Origin of the sequence: Streptococcus sp. 2022WUSS135 (assembly GCF_044427045.1) — a bacterium.
Classification (GTDB): domain Bacteria; phylum Bacillota; class Bacilli; order Lactobacillales; family Streptococcaceae; genus Streptococcus; species Streptococcus hashimotonensis.
Genome location: NZ_JAOTGL010000004.1, coordinates 67808 through 92245 on the forward strand (window position 1 = coordinate 67808; position 24438 = coordinate 92245).

20 protein-coding genes, 1 tRNA gene, 1 other RNA gene and 1 pseudogene are annotated in these 24438 nt (G+C 39.7%); 17 read left to right on the plus strand and 6 right to left on the minus strand.

Annotation, left to right across the window (positions count from 1 at the left end; translation table 11 throughout):
- The first annotated feature begins 128 nt into the window (after positions 1 to 128).
- From ODU45_RS02570 to galE, 6 genes are all read left to right on the plus strand, one after another.
- A complete protein-coding gene (locus ODU45_RS02570) occupies positions 129 to 869 on the plus strand; it encodes an acyl-ACP thioesterase domain-containing protein (protein WP_136671691.1) in 741 nt (246 codons plus the stop codon).
- Positions 856 to 1473: an NUDIX hydrolase N-terminal domain-containing protein gene (locus ODU45_RS02575; RefSeq protein WP_398580711.1), complete on the plus strand. Its 618-nt coding sequence runs from the start codon at positions 856 to 858 to the stop codon at positions 1471 to 1473. The genes ODU45_RS02570 and ODU45_RS02575 overlap by 14 nt, the downstream gene beginning before the upstream one ends.
- Before the next feature lie 9 nt (positions 1474 to 1482).
- On the plus strand, positions 1483 to 2256 hold the full coding sequence (locus tag ODU45_RS02580) for a TIGR01457 family HAD-type hydrolase (RefSeq protein ID WP_024399743.1): 774 nt from the start codon (positions 1483 to 1485) through the stop codon (positions 2254 to 2256).
- Positions 2246 to 2875 carry a TIGR01906 family membrane protein gene (locus ODU45_RS02585; RefSeq protein ID WP_024406911.1) on the plus strand — a complete coding sequence of 210 codons (630 nt, stop codon included), beginning with the start codon at positions 2246 to 2248 and terminating at the stop codon, positions 2873 to 2875. The genes ODU45_RS02580 and ODU45_RS02585 overlap by 11 nt, the downstream gene beginning before the upstream one ends.
- 97 nt (positions 2876 to 2972) lie before the next feature.
- A complete protein-coding gene (gene rpsU / locus ODU45_RS02590) occupies positions 2973 to 3149 on the plus strand; it encodes a 30S ribosomal protein S21 (RefSeq protein WP_000048054.1) in 177 nt (58 codons plus the stop codon).
- 103 nt (positions 3150 to 3252) lie between these two features.
- The gene (gene galE, locus ODU45_RS02595) at positions 3253 to 4266 is read left to right on the plus strand and encodes a UDP-glucose 4-epimerase GalE (protein WP_105249274.1); all 1014 of its coding nucleotides are present in this window, start codon (positions 3253 to 3255) and stop codon (positions 4264 to 4266) included.
- 73 nt (positions 4267 to 4339) lie between these two features.
- Here the strand turns inward: galE and mscL are convergent, their stop codons facing one another.
- The gene (gene mscL / locus ODU45_RS02600; protein ID WP_105257199.1) at positions 4340 to 4705 is read right to left on the minus strand and encodes a large conductance mechanosensitive channel protein MscL; all 366 of its coding nucleotides are present in this window, start codon (positions 4703 to 4705) and stop codon (positions 4340 to 4342) included.
- A 181-nt stretch (positions 4706 to 4886) separates the two neighbouring features.
- Here mscL and dnaG point away from each other — a divergent pair, with 181 nt between their 5' ends.
- From dnaG to tnpA, 4 genes and pseudogenes are all read left to right on the plus strand, one after another.
- Positions 4887 to 6677 carry a DNA primase gene (dnaG, locus tag ODU45_RS02605; protein WP_248021709.1) on the plus strand — a complete coding sequence of 597 codons (1791 nt, stop codon included), beginning with the start codon at positions 4887 to 4889 and terminating at the stop codon, positions 6675 to 6677.
- Between the two features lie 2 nt (positions 6678 to 6679).
- Complete coding sequence (rpoD, locus tag ODU45_RS02610) at positions 6680 to 7798, plus strand: RNA polymerase sigma factor RpoD (protein ID WP_002935555.1); 1119 nt, start codon at positions 6680 to 6682, stop codon at positions 7796 to 7798.
- A 495-nt stretch (positions 7799 to 8293) separates the two neighbouring features.
- The gene (locus ODU45_RS02615) at positions 8294 to 8617 is read left to right on the plus strand and encodes a metal-sulfur cluster assembly factor (RefSeq protein WP_002935553.1); all 324 of its coding nucleotides are present in this window, start codon (positions 8294 to 8296) and stop codon (positions 8615 to 8617) included.
- Between the two features lie 386 nt (positions 8618 to 9003).
- Positions 9004 to 9415: pseudogene (gene tnpA / locus ODU45_RS02620) on the plus strand (IS200/IS605 family transposase).
- Positions 9416 to 9607: 192 nt separating this feature from the next.
- Here tnpA and ODU45_RS02625 read toward each other — a convergent pair.
- Positions 9608 to 10201, minus strand: coding sequence for a TVP38/TMEM64 family protein (locus ODU45_RS02625; protein WP_105139644.1), 594 nt, complete (start codon positions 10199 to 10201; stop codon positions 9608 to 9610).
- A 109-nt stretch (positions 10202 to 10310) separates the two neighbouring features.
- On the opposite strand from ODU45_RS02625, the gene ssrA reads away from it, so the two are divergent.
- From ssrA to add, 3 genes are all read left to right on the plus strand, one after another.
- Positions 10311 to 10658, plus strand: a transfer-messenger RNA (tmRNA) gene (ssrA, locus tag ODU45_RS02630).
- A 2-nt stretch (positions 10659 to 10660) separates the two neighbouring features.
- Positions 10661 to 10748, plus strand: a tRNA-Ser gene (locus ODU45_RS02635).
- A gap of 158 nt (positions 10749 to 10906) precedes the next feature.
- The gene (add, locus tag ODU45_RS02640; protein WP_161950544.1) at positions 10907 to 11908 is read left to right on the plus strand and encodes an adenosine deaminase; all 1002 of its coding nucleotides are present in this window, start codon (positions 10907 to 10909) and stop codon (positions 11906 to 11908) included.
- Between the two features lie 43 nt (positions 11909 to 11951).
- Here the strand turns inward: add and ODU45_RS02645 are convergent, their stop codons facing one another.
- From ODU45_RS02645 to ODU45_RS02655, 3 genes are read right to left on the minus strand one after another with little or no spacing between them, the layout of a single operon-like run.
- Positions 11952 to 12734, minus strand: a complete 783-nt coding sequence (locus ODU45_RS02645; RefSeq protein WP_105249539.1) for an ABC transporter permease — start codon at positions 12732 to 12734, stop codon at positions 11952 to 11954.
- 16 nt (positions 12735 to 12750) lie between these two features.
- Positions 12751 to 13458: an ABC transporter ATP-binding protein gene (locus tag ODU45_RS02650; protein ID WP_023370791.1), complete on the minus strand. Its 708-nt coding sequence runs from the start codon at positions 13456 to 13458 to the stop codon at positions 12751 to 12753.
- Positions 13451 to 13825: a GntR family transcriptional regulator gene (locus ODU45_RS02655; protein ID WP_002935537.1), complete on the minus strand. Its 375-nt coding sequence runs from the start codon at positions 13823 to 13825 to the stop codon at positions 13451 to 13453. The genes ODU45_RS02650 and ODU45_RS02655 overlap by 8 nt, the downstream gene beginning before the upstream one ends.
- Before the next feature lie 157 nt (positions 13826 to 13982).
- On the opposite strand from ODU45_RS02655, the gene ODU45_RS02660 reads away from it, so the two are divergent.
- From ODU45_RS02660 to ide-Ssuis, 4 genes are all read left to right on the plus strand, one after another.
- Positions 13983 to 17093 (plus strand): DNA polymerase III subunit alpha, encoded by a 3111-nt coding sequence (locus ODU45_RS02660; protein WP_398580712.1) that lies wholly within the window; start codon positions 13983 to 13985, stop codon positions 17091 to 17093.
- A gap of 84 nt (positions 17094 to 17177) precedes the next feature.
- Positions 17178 to 18188, plus strand: a complete 1011-nt coding sequence (pfkA, locus tag ODU45_RS02665; protein WP_024381452.1) for a 6-phosphofructokinase — start codon at positions 17178 to 17180, stop codon at positions 18186 to 18188.
- A gap of 66 nt (positions 18189 to 18254) precedes the next feature.
- Positions 18255 to 19760: a pyruvate kinase gene (pyk, locus tag ODU45_RS02670; RefSeq protein ID WP_044754844.1), complete on the plus strand. Its 1506-nt coding sequence runs from the start codon at positions 18255 to 18257 to the stop codon at positions 19758 to 19760.
- Positions 19761 to 19920: 160 nt separating this feature from the next.
- A complete protein-coding gene (gene ide-Ssuis, locus ODU45_RS02675; RefSeq protein WP_398580713.1) occupies positions 19921 to 23103 on the plus strand; it encodes a host-specific IgM cysteine endopeptidase Ide-Ssuis in 3183 nt (1060 codons plus the stop codon).
- Positions 23104 to 23324: 221 nt separating this feature from the next.
- On the opposite strand, the gene ODU45_RS02680 is transcribed toward ide-Ssuis, so the two are convergent.
- Positions 23325 to 24434 (minus strand): NAD(P)/FAD-dependent oxidoreductase, encoded by a 1110-nt coding sequence (locus tag ODU45_RS02680; protein ID WP_398580714.1) that lies wholly within the window; start codon positions 24432 to 24434, stop codon positions 23325 to 23327.
- Positions 24435 to 24438: the final 4 nt, after the last annotated feature.

The window sequence follows — 24438 nt, forward strand, 5'->3', positions numbered from 1 at the left end:
TCTACGAATGTTACTTACTATCGTAAGTACGATTTCCAACCCTCAATAGTCCACTGGACTATTGAAGCTATCTGCAGCTGTTGACGCAAACTGAAAGACTATACTTTAAGACTAGAAAGATCAACATTATGGGGCTAACATATCAAGAAGAGTTCACCATTCCCTTTGATATGGTGGATGTTAAACAAGAAATCAAACTGCCTGACTTTATTTCCTACTGCCTTGGTGTGTCAGGTCGGCAGTCGGAAGAACTGGGGCGCAGTGACCTCTATGTTTTTCAGGAATTTGGCTTGATTTGGGTGGTGACTGATTATGAACTAACTATTCAAAGCTTGCCTAAGTACAATGAAACCATCACGATAAAAACAGAAGCGGTTGCCTACAACAAGTTTTTCTGTCATCGGATGTTCTATATCTACGATGTAGCAGGCAATTTTTTGTTGGACATTCTCTGCTATTTTGTCCTGATTGATTTTGAGACTCGCAAGGTGGCTCCTGTGCCAGAAGCCTTGATTGCTCCTTATCAGTCTGAGCAGGTCAAGAAATTGCCTCGGGCTCCCAAGTATCAGCTCTTGGAAAACCCGTCTGTTCAAGAATTTCCTGTTCGCTATTTTGACTTGGATATGAATGGTCATGTCAATAATGGCAAGTACCTGGAATGGATGTATGAAGCACTGGGCTATGATTTTCTGCTCTGCCATATCCCTAAAAAAATCCAACTCAAGTATCTCAAGGAAGTAGAGGCGACTAGCTTGGTGAGTTCACGCATGGTGGCAGAAGCTAGTGTCAGCCAGCATGAGATTGTGGTAGATGGGCATATCCATGCGCAAGCTGTCATAGAATGGAGGGAAAGTCATGTCGCAGGATAAGTGGTTGGAATGGGCCGTGCGTTTACAAGCCTTGGCTCAGACAGGCTTGGCCTATGGAAAAGATATCTATGACATAGAACGTTTCGAAGAAATCAGACAGATTGCGGCGGAAATGTTGGTAGAGCCATCTGGACAGCCCTTGGAAGTGGTGACAGACTTGTTTTGCAATGAAACAGGGTATCAGACACCCAAGCTGGATACCCGCGCAGCTATTTTCCAAGAGGATAAAATCCTACTTGTCCAGGAAAACGATGGGCTCTGGTCCTTGCCAGGTGGTTGGTGCGATGTGGACCAGTCTGTCAAGGAAAATGTTGTCAAGGAAGTAAAGGAAGAAGCGGGGCTGGATGTGGAGGCTCTGCGAGTCGTTGCGATTTTGGACAAGCACAAGAACAATCCTGCCAAGACAGCCCACCGCGTGACCAAGGTCTTCATTCTATGTCGTCTCCTTGGCGGGGAGTTTCAGCCCAATTCGGAGACAGTTGCCAGTGGCTTTTTCAGTCTAGATGACTTACCACCGCTCTCACTTGGGAAAAATACAGCTGAGCAGTTAGCACTTTGCTTGGAAGCTAGTCGGTCTGAGCATTGGGAAACACGATTTGATTAAGGAGGAAAAATGACATATACAGGTTATTTGATTGATTTGGATGGTACGATTTATGAAGGGAAAAAGCGGATTCCTGCTGGTGAACGTTTTATTCATCGCTTGCAAGAACGCCAGATTCCCTATTTATTCGTGACCAACAATACCACCCGCCGTCCTGAGATGGTGCAGGCTATGTTGGCTGAAAACTTTAACATTGAGACACCACTTGAAACAATCTATACAGCCAGTCTGGCGACGGTAGATTATATGAATGATTTGGGCAAGGAAAAGACAGTCTATGTCATTGGAGAAGACGGGCTCAAGTCTGCCATTTTTGAGGCAGGTTATGTGGAAGACACGGAAAATCCAGCCTATGTTGTTGTCGGTTTGGATACTCAGTTGACCTATGAAAAACTAACCATTGCCACCTTGGCTATTCAAAAGGGAGCGACCTTTATCGGTACCAATCCTGATTTGAACATTCCGACTGAAAGAGGTCATTTGCCAGGAGCAGGCTCACTTATTGCACTTTTGAAAGCTGCTACCCGAGTAGAGCCGACCTTTATCGGTAAGCCTGAAGCGATTATCATGGACAAGGCTCTGGAGATTTTAGGCACAGAACGCAGCCAAACAGTTATGGTGGGAGATAACTATCTAACGGATATTTGCGCAGGGATTGACAATGGATTTCCAACTCTTTTAGTCCTGACTGGATTTACCAAGCCAGAAGAAGTAGCAGACTTACCCCTGGCTCCAACCCATGTCCTCAACAGCCTAGATGAATGGAGTTTTGATGAGAACTAAGTTACAGATTATCGGAACGATTTTATTTGTCTTGTCGGCAGCAGTTCTAGGCACCATCTACCTAGCTTGGCTAGTTTATCCGCTTGAGATTTCTTTTTTGGGGTTGGAAAAAGTGGTCTACATGAAAGCGGCAGATATTTCCTATAATTTCAATATCTTGATGAACTATCTGACCAATCCATTTGCAAGTGTTTTAGACATGCCAAATTTTTCATCCTCAGCTGATGGTCTGAAACATTTTGCGGATGTGAAACATTTATTCCATCTAACTCAGGGGATTTTTATCCTCACCCTCCCTGCCTTTGTGCTTTTTGTAAAAAACATTCTGCTAAAAGGTTATGGAGACTTGGTTAAAAAGGTCATTTTCTGGACCATGCTTACGCCAATGATAATCGGTTTATTAGGTGTTCTTGTTGGCTTTGATCAGTTTTTTGTATTATTTCATACGGTGCTATTTCCAGGGGATTCTACATGGCTATTTGACCCTGCAAAGGATCCTGTCATATATATTTTGCCACAAGAGTTTTTCTTGCATTGCTTTGTATTATTTTTTGTCCTTTACGAATTGTTCTTTGGGACAATACTGGCGTGGACAGGAAAAAAGAATAGGATAGGATAAGAGCGTAAAATTCATATTTTAGAATTAAAAAATATTGACAAATGAGTTGAATCATAGTAAAATGATAAAGACTTTGAAATTGAGGGGAGTGAAAAAAATGTCAAAAACAGTAGTACGCAAGAACGAATCACTTGATGATGCTCTTCGTCGTTTCAAACGTGCGGTTACTAAAGCTGGTACTCTTCAAGAAACACGCAAACGCGAATTCTACGAAAAACCATCTGTAAAACGTAAACGTAAATCAGAAGCAGCTCGCAAGCGTAAAAAATTCTAATTGAATTTGAAAACGGCCGAAAGGCTGTTTTTTGTTTACTTTTTACAATAGGTGACATATAATAGGGATATAGAATTTTGTCCAGGTGAAAAGGAGTAAAGAGATGAGTATCTTAGTTACTGGTGGTGCAGGTTATATTGGTAGTCATACGGTTGTCGAATTGTTAAATTTAGGTAAAGAAGTGGTTATCGTGGATAATCTTTCAAACTCAAGTATTTTGGTTTTAGACCGCATTGAAACCATCACTGGCAAGCGCCCAACTTTCTATGAGTTGGATGTGGCAGATAAGGAAGCCTTGCGCCAAGTTTTTGAAAATGAAAACATTGAGGCAGCCATTCACTTTGCTGGCTACAAGGCAGTCGGTGAGTCCGTAGCTAAGCCAATTATGTACTATGAAAACAATATCATGTCAACCCTAGCTTTGGTAGAAGTCATGGCAGAATCTGGTGTTAAGAAAATTGTCTTCTCCTCAAGTGCAACTGTTTATGGTCTCAATAATCCATCACCTTTGGTTGAAACTATGCCAACTAGCGCAACGAATCCGTACGGCTATACCAAAGTTATGTTGGAACAAATCTTGCGTGATGTGGAAGTAGCAGATAAGGAGTGGAGTATTGCATTGCTCCGTTATTTCAATCCAATTGGTGCCCATGAATCTGGCTTGATTGGGGAAGATCCGGCTGGTATTCCTAATAATTTGATGCCGTTTATTGCACAGGTAGCCGTTGGTAAACGTGAGGAGCTCAGCGTTTTTGGTAACGATTATGATACAGTTGATGGTACTGGAGTGCGTGATTATATCCATGTGATTGATTTGGCACTTGGTCATATTAAGGCGCTTGAAAAAATTTCAACTACTACAGGTGTACATACTTACAATCTTGGTTCAGGTCAAGGAACAAGTGTATTGGAGTTGGTCAAAGCCTTTGAAAAGGTAAATGGCGTTCCAGTACACTATAAACTTGTTGACCGTCGTCCAGGTGATGTGGCAACCTGTTACGCCAACGCAGACAAGGCTTGGAAAGAGTTAAATTGGAAAACAGAAAAAACAATTGAAGACATGTGTCAAGATACGTGGAACTGGCAATCGAAAAATCCAAATGGATACGAAGGATAAGAAAAGATGCGGGTAGAGTACCTGCATCTTCTATTTTTATGAACAAAAAACAGGCACTAGGCCTGCTAATATATTATTTTTTCAACAAATCTCGGATTTCTGCAAGCAACTCTTCTTGAGTTGGACCAGCAGGAGCTTTCTCTTCAACTTTCTTAGGCATTGCTCTCTCAGCTGCTTTAACAACGAAGAACATTGAAGTTCCAATAATCAAGAAGTTGATAACAGCGCTCAAGAAGCTACCGTACTTAACACCGTTCCAAGCAAGCTCAGCGATGTTTTGAACGTTTGCTGCTTTCAATGCAGGAGTTAAAATCAATGGAGTGATGATATCTTCAACAAATGATTTAATAATTGCGCCAAACGCACCACCAATTACCACTGCTACAGCAAGGTCAACAATGTTCCCACGGAACAAAAATGCTTTTAAATCTTTCAACATATCCTAAATATGTCCTTTCATAAATATTTTACTTTACCTATTATACCCATAAAAAAATATTTTACAAGTAATTTGTTTTAGAAATTTTACATTTTCCCTTATTTAGTATACAATAGAGTATGTTAAACTAAGGGAAGAGTGTTCACTTTTTAAATTAGCTAGTATGATATGAGGAGGGAATGTGCTTTCAAAGGATAAAATTACTGAAATAAAACAAGCTCTCAATATCGTTGACGTTATTGGTGAAACGGTTGCTTTGACTAAGGCCGGACGTAATTATGTCGGTCTTTGCCCTTTTCATGGGGAGAAAACCCCGTCTTTCAATGTGATTGAAGATAAGCAGTTCTACCATTGTTTTGGATGTGGTAAGTCCGGAGATGTATTCAAGTTTGTCGAAGAAGTTCGTGGTGTTTCTTTTGCGGATGCGGCAGCTATCTTAGCTGAGAAGGCAGGGTTTCAAGTAGATGTAATTCCTTCCTATCATCAAGAGGAGAAAAGGATTAGTCCGCATCAGGTCCTGTATGATATTCATCGGGATGCCGCAAAGTTTTATCATGCCCTTTTGATGACAACCAAAATGGGTGAGGAAGCTAGAGCTTATCTACACCAACGTGGCTTGACAGATGATGTCATAAAAACATTCCAGCTAGGCTTAGCTCCGGCCGAACAGAATATTCTTTACCAAAAACTATCAGGTCAATATGACGAAGAAAGTCTATTGAATTCGGGTTTGTTCAATCCAAGTGAGAATAATATTATTTATGACGCCTTTCAAGCGAGGATTATTTTCCCCTTGGCGGATGAATATGGTCGAATTGTAGCTTTTTCAGGTCGGATTTGGACCGAAGAAGATCGAAACAATAAACAATTAGCTAAGTATAAAAACTCTCGTAGTACTGCGATTTTCAATAAAAGCTATGAATTGTATCATTTGGACAAGGCTAAAGCGGTTATTAAGAAGCAACGTGAAGCCTATCTCATGGAAGGTTTTCTAGATGTTATTGCTGCTCATCGTGTAGGGATTGATAATGCAGTGGCTTCCATGGGAACAGCTTTGACAAGAGAGCATGTTGCACACCTAGCTAAGTTTTGTAAGAAAATTGTTCTGACTTATGATGGGGATAAGGCTGGACAGGCAGCTACCATGAAGGCGCTGGACGAACTACAAGATTTTCAGGTTGAAATTGTGAGTTTGCCAGATAATATGGATCCAGATGAATTTTTGCAGAAAAATTCGGAAGAAGCCTTGCAACAGGTTTTAACCAAGTCACGAATCAGCGATGTAGAATTTTTGATTCAATACTTGAAACCTGAAAATCCTGACAATCTACAAATGCAGATTGAGTTTGTAGATAAGATTGCACCAATTATTGCCAAAGTATCATCCATTACAGCTCAAAATTCTTATATTTATAAGGTGGCGGATTTACTTTCTGACTTTGATTATAATCAGGTGGAACAGGCAGTAAATGCTGTTCGTCTGAACCAGCGCCAGGAGAGAACACAACAGGTATTTCAATCACAGACTGGTCAGTCTTATTTGCCACCAGTCCAAACGATTGCTCGTATAACGAGTCTTATTCGAACAGAAAACCATTTACTTTATCGGATGGTTGAACATCCTTATATTCTCAATGAGTTCCGTTTACGAGAAGATTTTTATTTTGCGACGCCAGAATTGCAAGCTATTTATGATATGTTAAAAAAATCTGGGGAAATTACCAGTTTTGAACTATCACAGTTGAACGATTCCGCTCAACAGGCTTGGTATCGTATGCAGGAAGAACGTTTACCTAATGAAGTGTCTCCACACGAAATCGAAGAATTAGAAATTCGGCGAGACAAGGAATTGTTAAAGAAGGAGAACCAGCACCTAGCACGGAAAATCCGTGAACATTCCCATGTGGGAAATGCAGATATTGCCCTCGATGAGTTGCAAAAACTCCTCGATAGAAGAAGACAAATGGAGTAAATATGACAAATAAAAAAGATAAAAAAACAGAAGTAACTACTTTTGATGTACAAGTTGCCGAATTTATCCGTAACCATAAAAAACAAGGTTCAGCTACAGACGATGAAATCAATGACCAACTGGTTATTCCATTTACGCTTGATGCTGACGGAATCGATGATTTGCTCCAACGTATTCAGGACGCAGGGATTTCGATTGTCGATAAAGAAGGGAACCCTTCTGCTCGTGCTATGCAGGTAGAGGAAGAACCAGAATTATCTGATGAAGAATTGCTCGGAAGCACTTCTGCAAAAGTGAACGACCCAGTCCGCATGTATTTGAAAGAAATTGGTGTTGTACCTCTTTTGACCAACGAGGAAGAGCAAGAATTGGCATTGGCAGTTGAAGCAGGTGACCCAGAAGCGAAACAACGTTTGGCTGAAGCCAACTTGCGTTTGGTTGTTTCCATTGCTAAGCGTTATGTAGGGCGTGGTATGCAGTTCCTTGATCTTATCCAAGAAGGAAACATGGGCTTGATGAAGGCCGTTGATAAGTTCGACTACTCTAAAGGTTTCAAGTTTTCAACCTATGCAACCTGGTGGATTCGTCAGGCTATCACTCGTGCCATTGCTGACCAAGCGCGTACAATCCGTATTCCTGTTCACATGGTAGAAACCATTAACAAATTGGTCCGTGAGCAACGCAATCTCTTGCAGGAATTGGGCCAAGATCCAACTCCTGAGCAAATCGCTGAGCGTATGGATATGACGCCTGAGAAAGTTCGTGAAATCCTCAAGATTGCCCAAGAACCTGTTTCACTTGAGACCCCAATTGGTGAAGAAGATGATAGTCATCTTGGAGATTTTATTGAAGACGAAGTCATTGAAAATCCAGTTGATTACACAACTCGTGTCGTTCTTCGTGAACAGTTAGATGAGGTATTGGATACTCTTACTGACCGTGAGGAAAACGTATTGCGTCTTCGTTTTGGTTTAGATGATGGTAAAATGCGCACTCTTGAAGATGTTGGTAAAGTCTTTAACGTAACCCGTGAACGCATCCGCCAAATCGAAGCCAAAGCCCTTCGCAAACTCCGCCACCCATCCCGCAGCAAACCACTCAGAGACTTTATTGAGGATTAAAAACCTCCGGGGGAGGTTTTTAACGCCTGCTTGAAAATAAGAGAGCAGGCTAATCCAGTGGTGTTTTAACCCGAGCCTAGAAATAAGAAAGCGGCCCAAGCCCAGTGGGCTATTTTAACCGCTCTCCTTGAAATGAGAAAGGGAGTGTAGTCCAGTGGACTTTTTGACACAAACTTGGTTTGTTTCATCTCCAACCTTCAACAGTCCCCCGGACTGTTGAAGCCTGCTTGAAAATAAGAGAGCAGGTCTAATTTTCTGGGGGAGATGATCGACGTTTCTCACATCATTCGACCATAATGATGTGAGAAACTAGTAAGTCGTCTAGGCAATTCTATTGGGAATTGCCGTTAGTTGAGTAGCTTTTAGAAGCACTCAACTTTGGCGAGTTGAACCGCTCCCCTTGAAATGAGAAAGGGAGCGCCAAGTGGACTTTTTGATACAAACTTGGTTTGTTTCTTTTCTAGTATTGAACTTGTGAACAAGAAAGAGAGAAAAATGACGTACACAGAAGATCAAATTAAAGACATTCAGGAGCGTATTTTTCATGCTCTTGAAGATGTGATTGACCCTGAGCTAGGTATTGATATTATCAATTTAGGGTTAATTTATGAAATCCGATTTATTGAGGGCAAGGCTGAAATTGATATGACCTTGACGACCATGGGTTGTCCATTAGCTGATTTGATTACCGATCAAATTCATGATGTACTGAAGGATGTTCCTGAAGTAACAGAAGTAGATGTGAGACTGGTTTGGTCACCAGCTTGGACCGTGCAAAAAATGAGTCGTTATGCTCGAATTGCATTAGGAATTAAATAAAAAAACAAAATGGTTTCGAACGTTTGAAGCCATTTTTTTATTATGGCTTCGAGCCAGTTTTTCTCGAGGAGAAAAACAAGAAAACCACCAGCTATGCTGGTGGCTGCCAAGGCTTTGAGTTTCCATTTCTTTTTCCTGTTATAATCTAATTGTTCAGGTCAGATCAAGGAGGAGTAATACTCAATAAAAATCAAAAATAGCAAGTCTAAGCTACTTATAACATGTGAAACCTTAATTTATAAGTTTGAGTTGAGGATTGTGGATTTCAAGTAGCTGTTTTCTTCTAAAAAAATAACAAAATCGAAACGCTCCATATCCACTTTGAGTGGTAGGTGGCTATTTTTGATTTTAAATGAGTATAAACTAGTCCAGTGGACTAGTTTAGCATGGCTAAAACCAGTTACAGTTTATCACATACCAAATGGATGTGCTCTATCATATCGTTTTCACACCAAAATATCTCAGTAAGGCGATATACTACAAGGTTCGAGAGGACTTGATACATATTATTCGTCATATACAAAGGCGTGGAAATCATTGAGGGGCACAAGATGCCAGATCATGTTCATATGCTTGTCTTAATATCTCCAAAACCTTCGATTTCCGATTTTTATGGGATACTTAAAAAGCAAAAGTGCTCTAATGATATTTGATAAACATACTAATTTAAAATATAAGTATGGAAATCGAAAGTTTTGGGCTAGAGGCTACTATGTGAGTACCGTTGAACTAAATGAAAAGACAGTTGCGAAATACATTTGCGAGCAGGAGAAAAATGACATTGCACTTGATTCTTGAATGTCAAAGAGTATTAAGATTCATTTCCAGATGGTAGTTTTAGAACAAGATAAAAGCCCGTTGTTACGGGCATTAGTCAAGTAATTATAGCACTAACCTGAACGAAGTTCAGCGAACGTCTTTAGACGTCGCTGGAGAGAAACAGCTTATAGCCGGTGTACAAGCAACCCGTTTTCATGGGTGGTTATCACTTTATCCTAATAATTGTTGCAACCATTGGCTTCCATAGATCCAAAAGAAGCTATATGCCACAACTGAGAAAGGGCGACAAAGTAAAGTGATAACAATAAATTTCCGATAACTCATGCTTGTTAATCCAGTAATCATCACCACTATGTCAGCTGGAGAAATGGGAGAAAGCATGCAGAGAATAAAGAAAACTTCATAACTACGTTTATTATCAATTTTGCTTTCATATTTGTAAAATGTATCTTCAGACATGAAGAGGAGACAAAATTTCTTTCCATAGCGACGAGCCAGCCAGAAAAGGATGATACTACCGATTGAAATTCCAAGATAATTGAGAAAGAATCCCCACCAAAAATGAAATACGAGGAAACCAACAACAGTCGTAACACCGCCTGGAATAATCGGAAATACAACTTGAATAATCTGAATAGCTAAAAAGGAGAGGCTACCTAAAGCACCTTGGCTTTTGATTAAATCGCTTAAGACATTTTGGTCGTTCAAAATGCCAATCTTGTAGAGCCAAAACAGAAAAATAGCAGTCCCGATAAGGGTCAAAATACTTAATACTTGAATGGTTTTTTGCCAAAATTTATACATACTTTCATTTTACCATATTTCAAAATTTTTTTAAATTGTAAGGAGAATGTAAAATAATTTTGCTATTTATAAAAAATTCTGCTATAATAATTCCTGTATCAAATCCTACGGGGTTGTTACGGATTCGACAGGCATTATGAAGCTTGTTCTGCAACTCATCGGCAGATGTAAAAATGCCAGTTAAATATAACTGCAAAAAATACAAACACTTACGCATTAGCAGCTTAATAACCTGCCTGCGTGACCAGTCGCGAATTGCTTGTGTTTGCTGATTGGTCTTAAAATAGCAAGCTACGTTGGGATTGAGTCAGGCAGTTCCAAAAGAGATTTACTGACTCGCTTGGTCTAGGTTTGAGTTATGTATCGAGTTCAAGTCAAAGCAAGACATAACCTATGGTTGTAGACGAATAAGTTAGCAGGTGTTTGGACGTGGGTTCGACTCCCACCAGCTCCATATATGGAAGATTACTCAAGAGGCTCAAGAGGCCGTGTTGGAAACGCGGTAGGCGTGTAACAGCGTGCGTGGGTTCGAATCCCATGTCTTCCGTATGTTATTGAAGAACGACTGATGGTCGTTCTTTTTTTGTCTGTGAATGATACAACTGAAAATAAATGAAAAGTTCAGGTTTTATGGTAAAATTCTTGTTTTTCTTCAAAAATATGATATGATAGTTAACAATATACCAGACGGAGGTTGTGTTAACAGTGTTGAATGTAAATGAATTGGTCAAAACAGAGTTGCATTGTCATTTGGATGGCTCATTGTCCCTCGGAGTCATTCGACAATTGGCACAGATGGCTAAAATCACTATTCCTGCAGAAGATGAAGCATTAAGAAAATTAGTTAGTGTTCATGGAAAAGTTGATAGTTTAATGGCTTATTTAAAGTTATTTGATTTTGTTCGCCCACTCTTACAAACTGCATCAGCTTTAGAATTGGCAGCCTATGATCTTGTACGACAAGCTGCAAAAGATAAGATCATTTACATTGAGGTTCGTTTTGCACCAGAACTGTCGACGGATCAAGACTTGACTATTTTAGAAGCGGTCTCAGCAGTTTTAGTTGGACTAAACAGGGGGCAGGAAGATTTTGGAGTGGTTGCTAAACTTTTGGTTTGTGGTTTAAAGCAAATGAAACCGAATCAAACGAAGGAACTTTTTTCGGCTATTGCTGATTTTGCACCAAAAGGACTTGTGGGATTTGATTTCGCAGGAAATGAAGCAGACTATCCTACGGAAGAATTTCGGGATATTATTCAATTTACTCAGTCATTAGGTTATCCCATGACTTTCCATGCCGGAGAATGTGGATGTGTGACCAATGTGATTCAAGCTCTTGAACTTGGGATTAGAAGGATTGGTCATGGTACAGCACTTACTCGCAATCCTGAAGCTATCCAAGCTTTTGTCAATAGCGGAGCAACACTTGAAATGTGTCTAACATCGAATCTTCAAACTGGTGCAGCTGATTCGATTGAACATTTTCCATATCAAGAGCTAGTTGAGTCAGGAGCAAATATCACAATCAACACGGATAATCGTACCGTTTCTAATACTACACTTAATAGAGAATATCAATTATTTGTAGAATATTTTGGGACTACCAAGGCTGATTTTTATCGCTTCAATCAAAACGCTATTCAGGCAAGTTTTGCCAGCGAAGAAGAAAAGAAAGTTTTGTTGGAACTCCTAGACCAACAGTATTAAGAAAAAAGCTCTATACCGGTCGATTAGACCAGTAAAGAGCTTTTTATTGTAGATTTAATTTCTTTGTCATAATGAAGTGGGTTCCAAAGTAGTAAGCAAAAGCTAGGATAATATTGACTAATGCTAAGACTGGACTTGGATAGAGAGAAAATGGTGTAGAATAAGTTGTTACTAGGTTGCTTAGGACAAAGAAAGTGCTAAATACTCCAGTAACGATGAGAATGCCGATATAAGTCAAGATTGCAAAGAGGAAGCGATGATCCTTGAATAATTGACCGACAGATATAGAGAAGTAGATCAAAAGGATACCAGTGGTAATTTCAATTAAATAATAGACAAGCTGACTAAGTAAAACAGTCCAGTCGATAGCTTGAACAAAAGTTTGTATTTCTGGCGTAACGGCTTCCTCGCTTGCTGCTAGAATGACTGCAAGGATGATTCCAATTGAAAGTAAGCAAGTAATACCTGCCAAGACATACCAAACAATAGAGGCAAGTAGTTTGCTTAAGATGATCTGATGGCTAGATACCGGCAGGGTCATAGTGAGATAACCTTGTCGACCATAAACATTTTTTCTAAAACGGTTGATTACTAGAACAAATGTTGACAAGAAGAGTGCGGCAATCAAAATACCAAAAGTCATAAAGGATGTTCCCAATAAGACCATCTCTCCACCGCCAGGTTCAGTATTTCCAGCCTGTGTACGTAGGGCCAACGCTTGTAGCCAAAAACCAAGTACTGCTGATAGGGCTACAGCTGCAATATAAATTCCCAAATACCATTTACCTACGGATTGAAATTCGTATTTCAATAATTTTTTAAACATAGCAATCTCCTTCTAACTAAGCCTTAAAATCTTGGCGGAAGAGTTCGTCAATAGATTCTCCGCTTTCAATTCGCAAGTCATCTACATTCCCATGGCGAATAACGCTTCCGTAATGGAGGAAAATAACCTCGTCCAAAATTTGCTCAACATCTGAAATTAAGTGAGTAGAGATAATAACAGAAGCAGTCGGAGAGTAGTTGTTGACGATGGTTTTTAAAATGTAGTCTCGGGCGGCAGGGTCAACACCACCAATTGGCTCATCTAAAACATACAGTTGTGCTTGACGGCTCATCACCAGAATGAGCTGGACTTTTTCCTTATTCCCCTTGGAGAGATGTTTCATACGACTGTTTAAATCAATACCCAAATCTTGTAAAAGATGGAGAGCACGCTCCTTATCAAAATCAGCGTAAAAATCTTCAAAAAATGTAATTGCTTCGAGCACTTTCATATGTTCATCAAGATAAGTGGTATCTGGGAGATAAGATACAATTGCCTTGGTTTCTGGCGATGGTGTGCGACCATTGATCAATACTTGACCATATTCTGGTTGCAACAGACCGTTGATCAATTTAATCATGGTTGTTTTACCCGAACCATTTGGTCCCAAAAGTCCTATGATTTTTCCGGCAGCTAACTTCAAATTAACATTATTTAGGGCGACAGCTCCACCATAAGATTTTGAAACTTGCTGTAGCTCAACCAAAGTATATGCGTTACTCATAAGTAACTCCTTTCAAATAATCATCTAACTGGCTAGTGAGTTCATCGTGTCTGAAGCCCAATTCTAACATATTGTTCACGAAGTTCTCTAGTTCCTTTTGGGCTAAATGTAGGCGAGTTTGTGTAATCAATTCCTGATTATCCGTTACAAAACGGCCTGTTGTGCGAACCGAGTAAACAAATCCTTCTGTTTCTAAGTCAGACAAAGCGCGCTGAACGGTATTTGGATTGACGCCAGCAATGTCGGCTAAGTCACGAACAGTTGGAAGTTTATCTCCAGATTTTAATTGATTGGTCACAATCTGCAATTTAATAGTATTGCTGATTTGAATATAGATGGGGATGTTATTATCAAATTTCCAAGCCATAATCGTTTCCTTTCTAGGATGACACCCGTGTGTATGTCTTATATTAATAATACAATAAATCATATAAATTAGCAAGGGAAATGTTTTGAATTTTTTTAAAATATTTTTTGATGATTATTTGATATAATTTAAGAAGAAACAACAAAAGGAGAATACCATGCTAGCACAATTAGATACAAAGACAGTTTATACCTTTATGGATAGCATGGTGACGATAGAGAGTTATGTAGGCAGGGCTAAAGAGCTCGGTTATCACGCATTGGGGATAATGGATAAAAATAGTCTTTATGCAGCCTATAGTTTTATGGAATCCTGTAACAAAATGGGGCTTCAACCAATTATTGGTTGTGAACTGGACTGGAAATTACAGGGAGAGGAGCAGGACGTCACTACTCAATTGATTGCTCTGACAACCAGAGGTTATCGCAATCTATTGAAAATTTCGACTGCTAAGATGACAGGGCAAGATGATTTTGAAACCATTCGTCAATATTTAGTCGACATAGCAGTGGTTGTTCCTTATTTTTCTGGCATTGAGCACCTCGATTTGGGTGTAAACTATTATATCGGAGTGACGGTTGACACACCAGTTCAAGACTTTAAGCAAGCAATACTCCCGATTCATACGGTTCGTTTTTTTGAAGAGGAACAATTGGAAAGTCTACAGGTTCTCCATGCTATTCGTGATAATATTCCGCTTAATCAGGTTTCAGATGTAGATAGTCGGCAAAAACTTTTATCGGCTGATAGCTTAACCAATCTATTTTCGAATCGGTTTCCGCAAGCAGTTGATAATTTACGTGACTTGGTTGCAGGGATTTCTTATCAATTAAATACAGATTTAAAATTGCCGCGTTTTAATCGTGACAGACCTGCAGTGGAAGAATTATACGAGCGCTCCTATCAAGGATTAGAAGAGAAGGGCTTGACTAATTCACTGTATAAGGAACGCTTGGAAAAGGAATTATCCATTATTCATCAAATGGGATTTGATGATTATTTCTTGATTGTATGGGACCTACTTCGTTTTGGACGTAGCCAAGGGTACTACATGGGAATGGGGCGCGGTTCAGCTGTTGGAAGCCTAGTTGCCTACGCCTTAAATATAACAGGTATCGACCCAGTTAAGCATAATCTTCTCTTTGAACGCTTTCTCAATGCTGAACGTTATTCAATGCCCGATATTGATATTGATATTCCAGATATTCATCGAGCAGATTTTATTCGTTATGTACGAGATCGTTATGGTTCAACCCATGCTGCTCAAATCGTGACCTACTCGACATTTGGAGCTAAGCAGGCCATTCGTGATGTATTTAAGCGTTTCGGAACACCTGAATATGAGTTAAGTAATATAACCAAGAAAATTTCATTTAGAGATAGTCTTACTTCTGCCTATCAGCGAAATGCCGCTTTTCGTCAGATTATCAATAGTAAGATAGAGTACCAAAAAGCTTTTGCGATTGCTCAACAAATTGAAGGGCAACCCCGACAGACTTCTATCCATGCAGCAGGGATAGTGATGAGTGATGAGGAATTGACAGATACCATCCCTCTTAAGATAGGGGATGACATGCTGGTAACCCAATATGATGCACATGCTGTTGAGGCGAATGGTCTGTTGAAGATGGATTTCCTTGGCTTACGAAATCTGACCTTTGTGCAAAAAATGGCAGAAGGAGTACGTGAACGTTATCAGCAGGAAATTGATATTGCCAAGATAGATTTAGAAGACAAGAAAACCTTGGAACTTTTTGCTGCTGGTCGGACTAAGGGAATTTTTCAATTTGAACAGTCTGGTGCGATTAGCCTGCTTCGAAGGGTCAAACCTGGTCGATTTGAAGATATAGTTGCAACAACGAGTTTGAATAGACCGGGGGCTAGTGATTATTCGGATAACTTTGTAAAACGCAAGCATGGACAAGAGGCAGTTGATTTGTTGGACCCAACCATTGCTCCTATTTTACAACCGACTTATGGTATCATGCTTTATCAGGAACAGGTCATGCAGATTGCACAGGTCTATGCAGGATTTACGCTTGGAAAGGCGGATTTACTCCGCAGGGCGATGTCTAAAAAGAATGCCAAAGAAATGCAGGCAATGGAAGCGGAATTTTTACAGGGAGCACTGAAAAACGGACATGCTGAAGAGAATGCAAGGGAAATATTTGGCATGATGGCTAAGTTCGCTGGTTATGGTTTTAACCGTAGCCACGCCTATGCTTATTCAGCCTTAGCCTTTCAAATGGCTTATTTCAAGAGTCACTATACGGATGTCTTTTTTGATGTCATGCTCAATCATTCTAGCAGTGCTTATATTGAAGATGCGATGCAGTTTGACTTTGAGGTGGCTCGACTCACGATTAACAATATTCCTTATCACGATAAGTTTGATAAAAGTAAGGTTTACCTAGGATTAAAAACACTAAAAGGTTTGCCTAAAGATTTAGCTCTATGGATATTGGATCATCGTCCCTATAAGTCTGTAGAAGATTTTATTTTGCGCTTGCCAGATAATTTCAAGAAAAAAGATTTACTGATCCCTCTTATTCAGATTGGTTTATTTGATGATTTTGACGCCAATCGTAAAAAGATTATTGAAAATCTAGACAATCTCTTTGTCTTTGCAGAGGCGATCGGTACATTTTTTGCAGAGGAGAGTTATAGTTGGACAGATGTAGAAGATTACAGCAACAGCGAAAAATTTATGCTAGAGCAGGAATTGCTAGGTGTCGGTATTAGTCCGCATCCTTTAGTCACTATTTGTCGAGAATCTAAGCGTAGTTTTACAGATTTGGCTGATTTAGCGGTTGGCAATCGAGCAACCGTTCTTGTGCAGATTCAAGCTATTCGATTGATTCGTACCAAAAAGACTGGGGAGCAGATGGCATTTCTTCGAGTGACAGATACCAAGAGGACACTTGACGTGACTCTTTTTCCCGAATCTTATCGCCAATACGCTTCTATTTTGGAAGAAGGGGGAATGGGCTACATCACAGGTAGAGTGCAAGAGCGTGATGGACAGTTGCAATTAGTTCTAGAAAAATTAGAGCCTGTCAGTTTGGAGAAATTTTGGATTCTTTTGGAAAATCGAGAACACGATTATGCCGTTGCTCGTATTTTGGATAAATACAGAGGAAGCATTCCAGTAGTACTTCATTATCAAGATAGTAATCAGACAATTCAGGCTGGGCACCACATGGTTATGAAAACGCCTCAATTAGAAGAAGAGTTAAGTGAATTTGTTATGAAAACGATTTTTCGATAAAAAAATAGCAAAAAGTCAAGCAAGTTTAGGTTAAGTATGTTATAATAGGGCAGTTAAAATGAAAAGTTAAAGGAGCATTAACGAATGAAACGTATTGCTGTTTTGACCAGTGGTGGTGACGCCCCTGGTATGAACGCTGCTATTCGTGCAGTTGTTCGTCAAGCAATTTCAGAAGGAATGGAAGTTTATGGAATCAACGAAGGTTACGCAGGTATGGTTGCGGGTGATATCCATGAATTGTCTGCACGTTCTGTAGGTGATATTATTTCACGTGGAGGAACATTCCTTGGTTCAGCTCGTTATCCAGAATTTGCCAAATTAGAAGGGCAACTTAAAGGGATTGAGCAATTGAAAAAACATGGTATTGAAGGTGTAGTTGTTATCGGTGGTGACGGTTCTTACCACGGAGCAATGCGCTTGACGGAGCATGGTTTCCCAGCTATTGGTGTACCTGGTACCATTGACAACGACATCGTGGGGACAGATTTTACAATCGGTTTTGACACAGCTGTAACAACTGCTATGGATGCGATTGATAAGATTCGCGATACTTCATCAAGTCACCGTCGTACTTTCGTCATTGAAGTAATGGGACGTCATGCAGGTGATATCGCTCTTTGGGCTGGTATTGCTTCTGGTGCAGATGTTATTGTTGTTCCAGAAGAAGACTTCAATATCAACGATGTTGTTGACCGTATTAAAGCGGGTTACGATAAAGGTAAGAAACATAGCATCATTGTCTTGGCCGAAGGTGTTATGCCAGCGGCACAGTTTGCTGAAGAATTGAAAGCAGCAGGCGATACAAGTGATCTTCGTGTGACAGAACTTGGTCATATCCAACGTGGTGGTTCTCCAACAGCGCGTGATCGTGTACTTGCTTCTCGTATGGGAGCTCATGCCGTTAAATTGCTTAAAGAAGGCCGTGGTGGTCTTGCGGTAGGTATCCGTAACGAGCAAATGGTTGAAAATCCAATTCTTGGAACTGCAGAAGAAGGTGCCTTGTTTAGCTTGACTACTGATGGCAAGATTGTAGTTAATAATCCACATAAAGCAGATTTGGAGTTGGCTGATTTGAACCGTAACTTGTCAATCTAGGTATCATTGTTTAAAAGTGTTAATTAAGGGTCATATGACCATTGAAATAAAAGGAGTTTTGTTAAGATGAACAAACGTGTTAAAATTGTTGCAACCCTTGGTCCAGCGGTAGAAATCCGCGGTGGTAAAAAATTCGGTGACGATGGTTACTGGGGTGAAAAATTGGATGTTGAGTCATCAGCACAGAAAATTGCTGCTTTGATTACAGAAGGTGCCAATGTTTTCCGTTTCAACTTCTCACACGGTGACCACCAAGAGCAAGGTGATCGTATGGCAACAGTTCGTCGTGCAGAAGAAATCGCTGGTAAAAAAGTAGGTTTCTTGTTGGATACAAAAGGTCCAGAAATCCGTACAGAATTGTTTGAAGATGATGCAAAAGAATACGCATATACAACTGGTGACAAATTGCGTGTTGCTACAAAACAAGGTATCAAATCTACAAAAGAAGTGATTGCCCTGAACGTAGCAGGTGGTTTGGATGTCTTTGATGATGTTGAAGTTGGTAAGCAAATCCTTGTTGATGATGGCAAACTTGGTTTGACAGTTGTTGAAAAAGATGCAGTAAACCGTGAATTTGTTGTTTTGGTTGAAAACGACGGTGTAATTGCTAAACAAAAAGGTGTAAACATCCCTTACACAAAAATTCCTTTCCCAGCTCTTGCAGAGCGTGATAATGCAGATATCCGCTTCGGTCTTGAGCAAGGTTTGAACTTTATTGCTATCTCATTTGTACGTACTGCAAAAGACGTAGAAGTTGTTCGTAACATCTGTAAAGAAACTGGTAACGATCACGTTCAATTGTTTGCGAAAATCGAAAACCAACAAGGTATCGACAACATCGACGAAATCATCGAAGCAGCAGATGGTATCATGATTGCTCGTGGTGACATGGGTATCGAAGTACCATTTGAAATGGTTCCAGTTTACCAAAAAATGATTATCACTAAAGTGAATGCAGCTGGTAAAGCAGTTATCACAGCAACAAACATGTTGGAAACAATGACTGAAAAACCACGTGCAACTCGTTCAGAAGTATCAGACGTATTCAACGCAGTTATCGATGGTACTGACGCAACAATGCTTTCAGGTGAGTCTGCAAACGGTAAATATCCAGTAGAATCAGTTCGTACAATGGCAACTATCGCTAAAAACGCACAGACTCTTCTTAATGAATATGGTCGTTTGAACTCTGATCAGTTTAATCGTGCCTCTAAAACAGAAGTTATTGCTTCTGCAGTAAAAGACGCATGTCACTCAATGGACATCAAACTAGTTGTAACAGTTACAGAAACAGGTTACTCAGCTCGTTCGATCTCTAAATACCGTCCAGATGCGGACATCTTGGCAGTAACATTTACTGAGAAAGTACAAAAATCATTGATGCTTAACTGGGGTGTTATTCCAATTGTAACAAAACGTCCAGATTCAACTGACGATATGTTTGATTTGGCTGAACGTATTGCCAAAGAGCAAGGTCTTGTTGAAGCAGGAGATGACATTATTATCGTTGCTGGTGTGCCTGTAGGTGTTGCAGGTTCAACAAACACTATGCGTGTTCGTACAGTAAAATAATAAAAAGGTCCGCTTGGACCTTTTTGTAATAATTAGAGAATAAGTTAAATACGTGCTGTTATAGATTTTTTGTCTCTAAATGATTTTGGGGTGTTGATATAAAAAATAAATAAGAGTAAGAATAACTTGTTCAAAGAATATAAATATAAATGGAGGAAAGATGAGAATTCAAGAACGATTTTCTTTAAGAAAGTCAGCAGTTGGATTGGTTTCTGTATCTTTACTATGTACTGCAATCTATGCACCGACTGTTGTTGCTGACACAGTTACTACAAGAGAAAATCTAACGATTGAGGAATTACAAGAAAAAGAAGAGGCGTCTACTGAATCAGAAAAATTAGGCTCTTTTGATGATTCTAGCTCTGAAATTGTAGAGAAAGTAGTAGATAACATCCCATCATCTATTGGTGCTGAACGAGAAGGTGCGGTAGAGATGAAATCGGACAATGGGGACGAGAATGCAGTTTCTAGAGACGACACAGAAGTTACGACAAATGAGCAAAATCAGATAGAGGTTGCTGAGACAAAAGAAATTTTGAATCAGACCAGTTATAAAACGGAGAGTGGCGAGCAACGACAAATTATATGGGCTCATGGAATTACTCCTCCTGCAATGGAACAAAGCGGTGGTTTTGTAAAGGAGAAGTATGGAGACTATTTAAACTATACAGCACCGTTTGAGGCTGGAAAAGGCTACTATGATACCAATAAAAGTCTAAATGCTTCATTTATTGACCTTAATCTTTGTTTTGCAGCTGTGTCTTCAAACATGGTACATTGGTGGTTGGAACAGAATAGTTCCTATGTTGAGCGATATCTCAAAGAAAAAAAGGGTACAGTAAATGTTGAAGAAAACTACGCAATAACGGACTTACGGCGCTATATTAATTCATTCCAAAATCAACAAAATAGTCGAGTTTTTGATATGTTCAAAACTTACTATGGTTATCGTACAAATGGTTTTGTGTCAGATGCCTTAGTTGACTTGTTTATTAACGGATATAAACCTAAGGCACAGGGCGGTGTCAATCTGGAAGATAGCCAGTTAGTACCAGATAGTAGGGGTGGCTTTTTCTACGACGTTTTCAAAGAGAAAAAACTGACAAATCGTATTTTCAGTGGTAGCTATGAGCGTTTTGGTGAGGATGTTCGAACTGTTTTGGAGAGCAAAGGATTACTCGGCTTAACTTATAGAACATTAGGTTATGCAACGCATATTGTGACGGTATGGGGTGCTGAGTACGACAATCAAGGTAAGATTAAGGCTGTCTATATCACAGATTCTGATGATCAACAAGAACAAATTGGCTTGAAGCGTATGGGAATTACTCGTGATGCTTCCGGAAATCCACGTTTGAATAATCATATGAAAAATAATTCAGCTGGAGCGCTTTTGGATTATGTCCATACAATCCGTCTGGGTCAAGACTTATGGGAAGAATATTTCAATCCGCTTGCAAAAGCTAAAGAAACAGCTAGTCAGACATTAGCCGATACAAAGAAGGCGTTGACTTTGTCTATTCAAGGACAATCTGAATTGCCAGAATCAATGCGGCTGATTTATCTTGAAAAACTAAATAATCTCTATAATCAAGGAATTCTATCTATTCAAAAGGCAGAAAGTTCTGAGACGCTAAGTGGTGCATTGGAAAATGGTTTAAATAGTTTAAAGAGTTTAGATTTTCCTATTTCAGAAGTTGGAAATGCTTTGGCACCAGATTTACCAGTAGGTAATCGTTCAACGGTTTCAGATGTTGATTCTCTATCATCTCAAGAAACGAGTCCCACAAATTTGGAAGCAGACACAGAGAATGCAGGTATTATTGCAGATGATACCGATCAATTGCATTTTCCAGTGGAGGCCCAAACGACATCTTCTGTAGAGGCTGAGGGAGATAATGTTTTTGCACAAGAGGCAGATACATTACCAATAATTATTGAAAACAAGGATGAATTTGGTTCAGAACTATCAGGAAACATGCAAACGTCAGAAACGGATTCGCTAGTAGTAGCTGTTGAAGAAGATGTAAAAAATGATGAGATAGACCAAGTTGAAGAGCTTCTTGAGTCAGAAAAAGTTGAAAATCAGAATTCGGAACTTCTGTCAGACACCCTAATCGTAGGGGGTGCAAATGACAAAGAAGAAGATAGAGTGGAGGCGGTTGTTTCTGAACAACCAGACTCAATACCACATCAAAATGTAGAAATCTCTCTTGTAGAACCAACGAATGTCGAAACTGAATCTGTGGTCACTCCTATTAATGATGTAGCTACTCCTCATGGTTCCCCGACGTATATAGATAATTCCGTAACTGAATCTGTAGCTACTCCACTTGAAAAAGACTCCATTCAAGCCGGAGAGACAGAAAATGCAGAATCAACCTCGAGCGAATCAACTAGTGTTGAAGCTGAACTTGTCGACAATTCTGAAATCCATTCAGCTACCTCTTCAGTTACTCCCCGTGGTTCCTCGGCATATGCAGATAGTTCCACAACTGAATCTGTAGCCACTCCGCTTGAAAAAGATTCCATTCAGACCAGAGAGACAGAAAATGCGGAACAAACTTTGAGCGAACCAACGAATGCCGAAACTGAATCTGTAGCTACTCCGCTTGAAAAAGACTCCATTCAGGCTAGAGAGACAGAAATTGCAGAACCAATCTCGAGCGAACCAACGAATGTCGAAACTGTATCTGTAAACAAACCTGAAATTCATGCAGCTACCTCTCTAACTGCTGTTTCATCAGTTAATCTGGATAATCCAGTGATTGAACCAGTAGCTATCCCCCTTATCGGTTCTAAGAGAGACACGAATGCAGAAGTGGAAGTTTCTTCGTTATCGAAAAGAGAGGTTAGAAAACCAAATACTGAAGGGCTAATCTCTGTTCAATCAAAAATTATTAAGAAAGAATTGCTAGAATCAAGCTTAGTAGAAGCAGGGTCTCCATTGCTAGAAGCCACCATTGCTCAGTCTTCAAACTCAAATAGTACTGAGATAGGTATGAGCTATCAGAATACTGTGTTATTAGAGTCTAATAACACAGAGCATCAGGTGTCTAAAGCAGAAATTGTTATGGAACACAAGGAGACAGAGTTAGTTGAAACGGTTTCATCTGCTTCTGAGCCTGTAGTGCTCGTAGAAAATATCTCACAAACCTCAAATAATACTATTGAATCTGGTAAGAATATGGGAGTTCAATCTCAAGCAGGTGCAAAACAAATTTTAGGCGTAGAACAATCTTCGAAAGTAAGTACACCTACTTCAAGACAGATTATGGGAGTCGGTCTATTGACTCTTGTTCTTGGTAGTGCTTTAGGTTTGTTAAAGAAAAGACGTAAGTAAAAGAAATATTTTCAACGAATTAGTTTTTTAAGTGAATTAGTTCCTATAGTTACTATAACATGCCATAGATAATTCTTTAGTAGTTTGAGACTAGAATGGTAGTATTCTAGATAGAAATAAGCAACGAGGTTCCCCCGTTGCTTATTGTATTTATTGGTTGGATAACAACTAGTCTTAGTATCTACATTTAAAGGGTTAGTAGAATCTAAACTTATTGTATCTTATTTTTTGAGAATATATCTATTTGGAGAATATGGTGTACGGTCAAAGTTTGTTTCTTGATTGAGAATTTCTTTAGCAATTTGCCAACCGATAATTGGGCCATTTGTCAGGCCGGTAGAGCCTAGACCACTAGCTACCCAGACATTAGGCATATCCTCAATATTTCCGTAGAATGGAGAATACGTTGAAGTATAGGCGCGCGTTCCAATGCGAGTTCTGGCTACAGGATAGTTTGCCAAATCAGGCATGAATTCGGCTATTTTATCATGCATGGCTTGGATTTTTTCAGGGTCTAGTTCTAAATCGTACCCCATATCATCTTCATGAGTTGCACCAATAATGATTTTTCCATTTTCAAATGGTAGGATGTCAATCTCTCCGTAAGGCATACAAACTGGCAAATTATCAGTATCGAATTCTGTATCTAATTCTAACAATTGTCCTTTTTGTGGTCGAACATCCACTTGATAACCAAGAGGTTCAAGAATATGTGGCAACCAGGCCCCTGTGGCTAAGATAATATGGTCAGCAGTAAGCACTTGATTATCAACTTCGACAGTATGGTTGTCGAGCAGTTTTGCTTGTCCGTAGATACGTGTACCACCATTTTTCAAAAATTGTTCCTGAAGAATATCAATCAAACGCCCACCATCAATACGACCGCCACCTTCTAAATGGATACCAAAATAGTCTGGCTTAAGTAGTGGCAGGTACTGGTTAATTTCCGAGCCTATAAGCGGAGTAATTTCGCCAATAGTCGGAGTATCTACGCGACGTTCCTCGGCAATTTTTTGGATTTTATCAAGTAGTTCAGGCTTACTTTTTAGGCCGATGGTTCCAGTCTGTTTGAATGGAATTTCAGTAGCACCCGATTTTTCCAAATCGGCTACCAATTGACGGTAGAAAACAGCACCATCGGAAGTCAGCTTGTACCAGTCTTTATTTTTTTTCTGAGCCATCCATGGGCAGATGATACCTGCGGCAGCTCGTGTGGCTGTTCCAATACCTAAATCAATGAGAGTAAGATTGACTTGTTCTTCTTGGGAGAGATAAAAGGCTGCAGTAGAGCCAACAATTCCTCCGCCTATAATAATAACTTGTTTTTTCATAAGT

Coding starts and splice junctions, on each gene's coding strand:
- ODU45_RS02660 (WP_398580712.1), top strand. CDS start 13,983: ATGCTAGCACAATTAGATACAAAGACAGTTTATACCTTTATGGATAGC.
- ODU45_RS02625 (WP_105139644.1), bottom strand. CDS start 10,201: ATGTATAAATTTTGGCAAAAAACCATTCAAGTATTAAGTATTTTGACC.
- ODU45_RS02615 (WP_002935553.1), top strand. CDS start 8,294: ATGACGTACACAGAAGATCAAATTAAAGACATTCAGGAGCGTATTTTT.
- ODU45_RS02650 (WP_023370791.1), bottom strand. CDS start 13,458: ATGAGTAACGCATATACTTTGGTTGAGCTACAGCAAGTTTCAAAATCT.
- rpoD (WP_002935555.1), top strand. CDS start 6,680: ATGACAAATAAAAAAGATAAAAAAACAGAAGTAACTACTTTTGATGTA.
- ODU45_RS02655 (WP_002935537.1), bottom strand. CDS start 13,825: ATGGCTTGGAAATTTGATAATAACATCCCCATCTATATTCAAATCAGC.
- ODU45_RS02680 (WP_398580714.1), bottom strand. CDS start 24,434: ATGAAAAAACAAGTTATTATTATAGGCGGAGGAATTGTTGGCTCTACT.
- ODU45_RS02645 (WP_105249539.1), bottom strand. CDS start 12,734: ATGTTTAAAAAATTATTGAAATACGAATTTCAATCCGTAGGTAAATGG.
- ODU45_RS02580 (WP_024399743.1), top strand. CDS start 1,483: ATGACATATACAGGTTATTTGATTGATTTGGATGGTACGATTTATGAA.
- pfkA (WP_024381452.1), top strand. CDS start 17,178: ATGAAACGTATTGCTGTTTTGACCAGTGGTGGTGACGCCCCTGGTATG.
- pyk (WP_044754844.1), top strand. CDS start 18,255: ATGAACAAACGTGTTAAAATTGTTGCAACCCTTGGTCCAGCGGTAGAA.
- ODU45_RS02585 (WP_024406911.1), top strand. CDS start 2,246: ATGAGAACTAAGTTACAGATTATCGGAACGATTTTATTTGTCTTGTCG.
- mscL (WP_105257199.1), bottom strand. CDS start 4,705: ATGTTGAAAGATTTAAAAGCATTTTTGTTCCGTGGGAACATTGTTGAC.
- rpsU (WP_000048054.1), top strand. CDS start 2,973: ATGTCAAAAACAGTAGTACGCAAGAACGAATCACTTGATGATGCTCTT.
- ODU45_RS02570 (WP_136671691.1), top strand. CDS start 129: ATGGGGCTAACATATCAAGAAGAGTTCACCATTCCCTTTGATATGGTG.
- ide-Ssuis (WP_398580713.1), top strand. CDS start 19,921: ATGAGAATTCAAGAACGATTTTCTTTAAGAAAGTCAGCAGTTGGATTG.
- ODU45_RS02575 (WP_398580711.1), top strand. CDS start 856: ATGTCGCAGGATAAGTGGTTGGAATGGGCCGTGCGTTTACAAGCCTTG.
- galE (WP_105249274.1), top strand. CDS start 3,253: ATGAGTATCTTAGTTACTGGTGGTGCAGGTTATATTGGTAGTCATACG.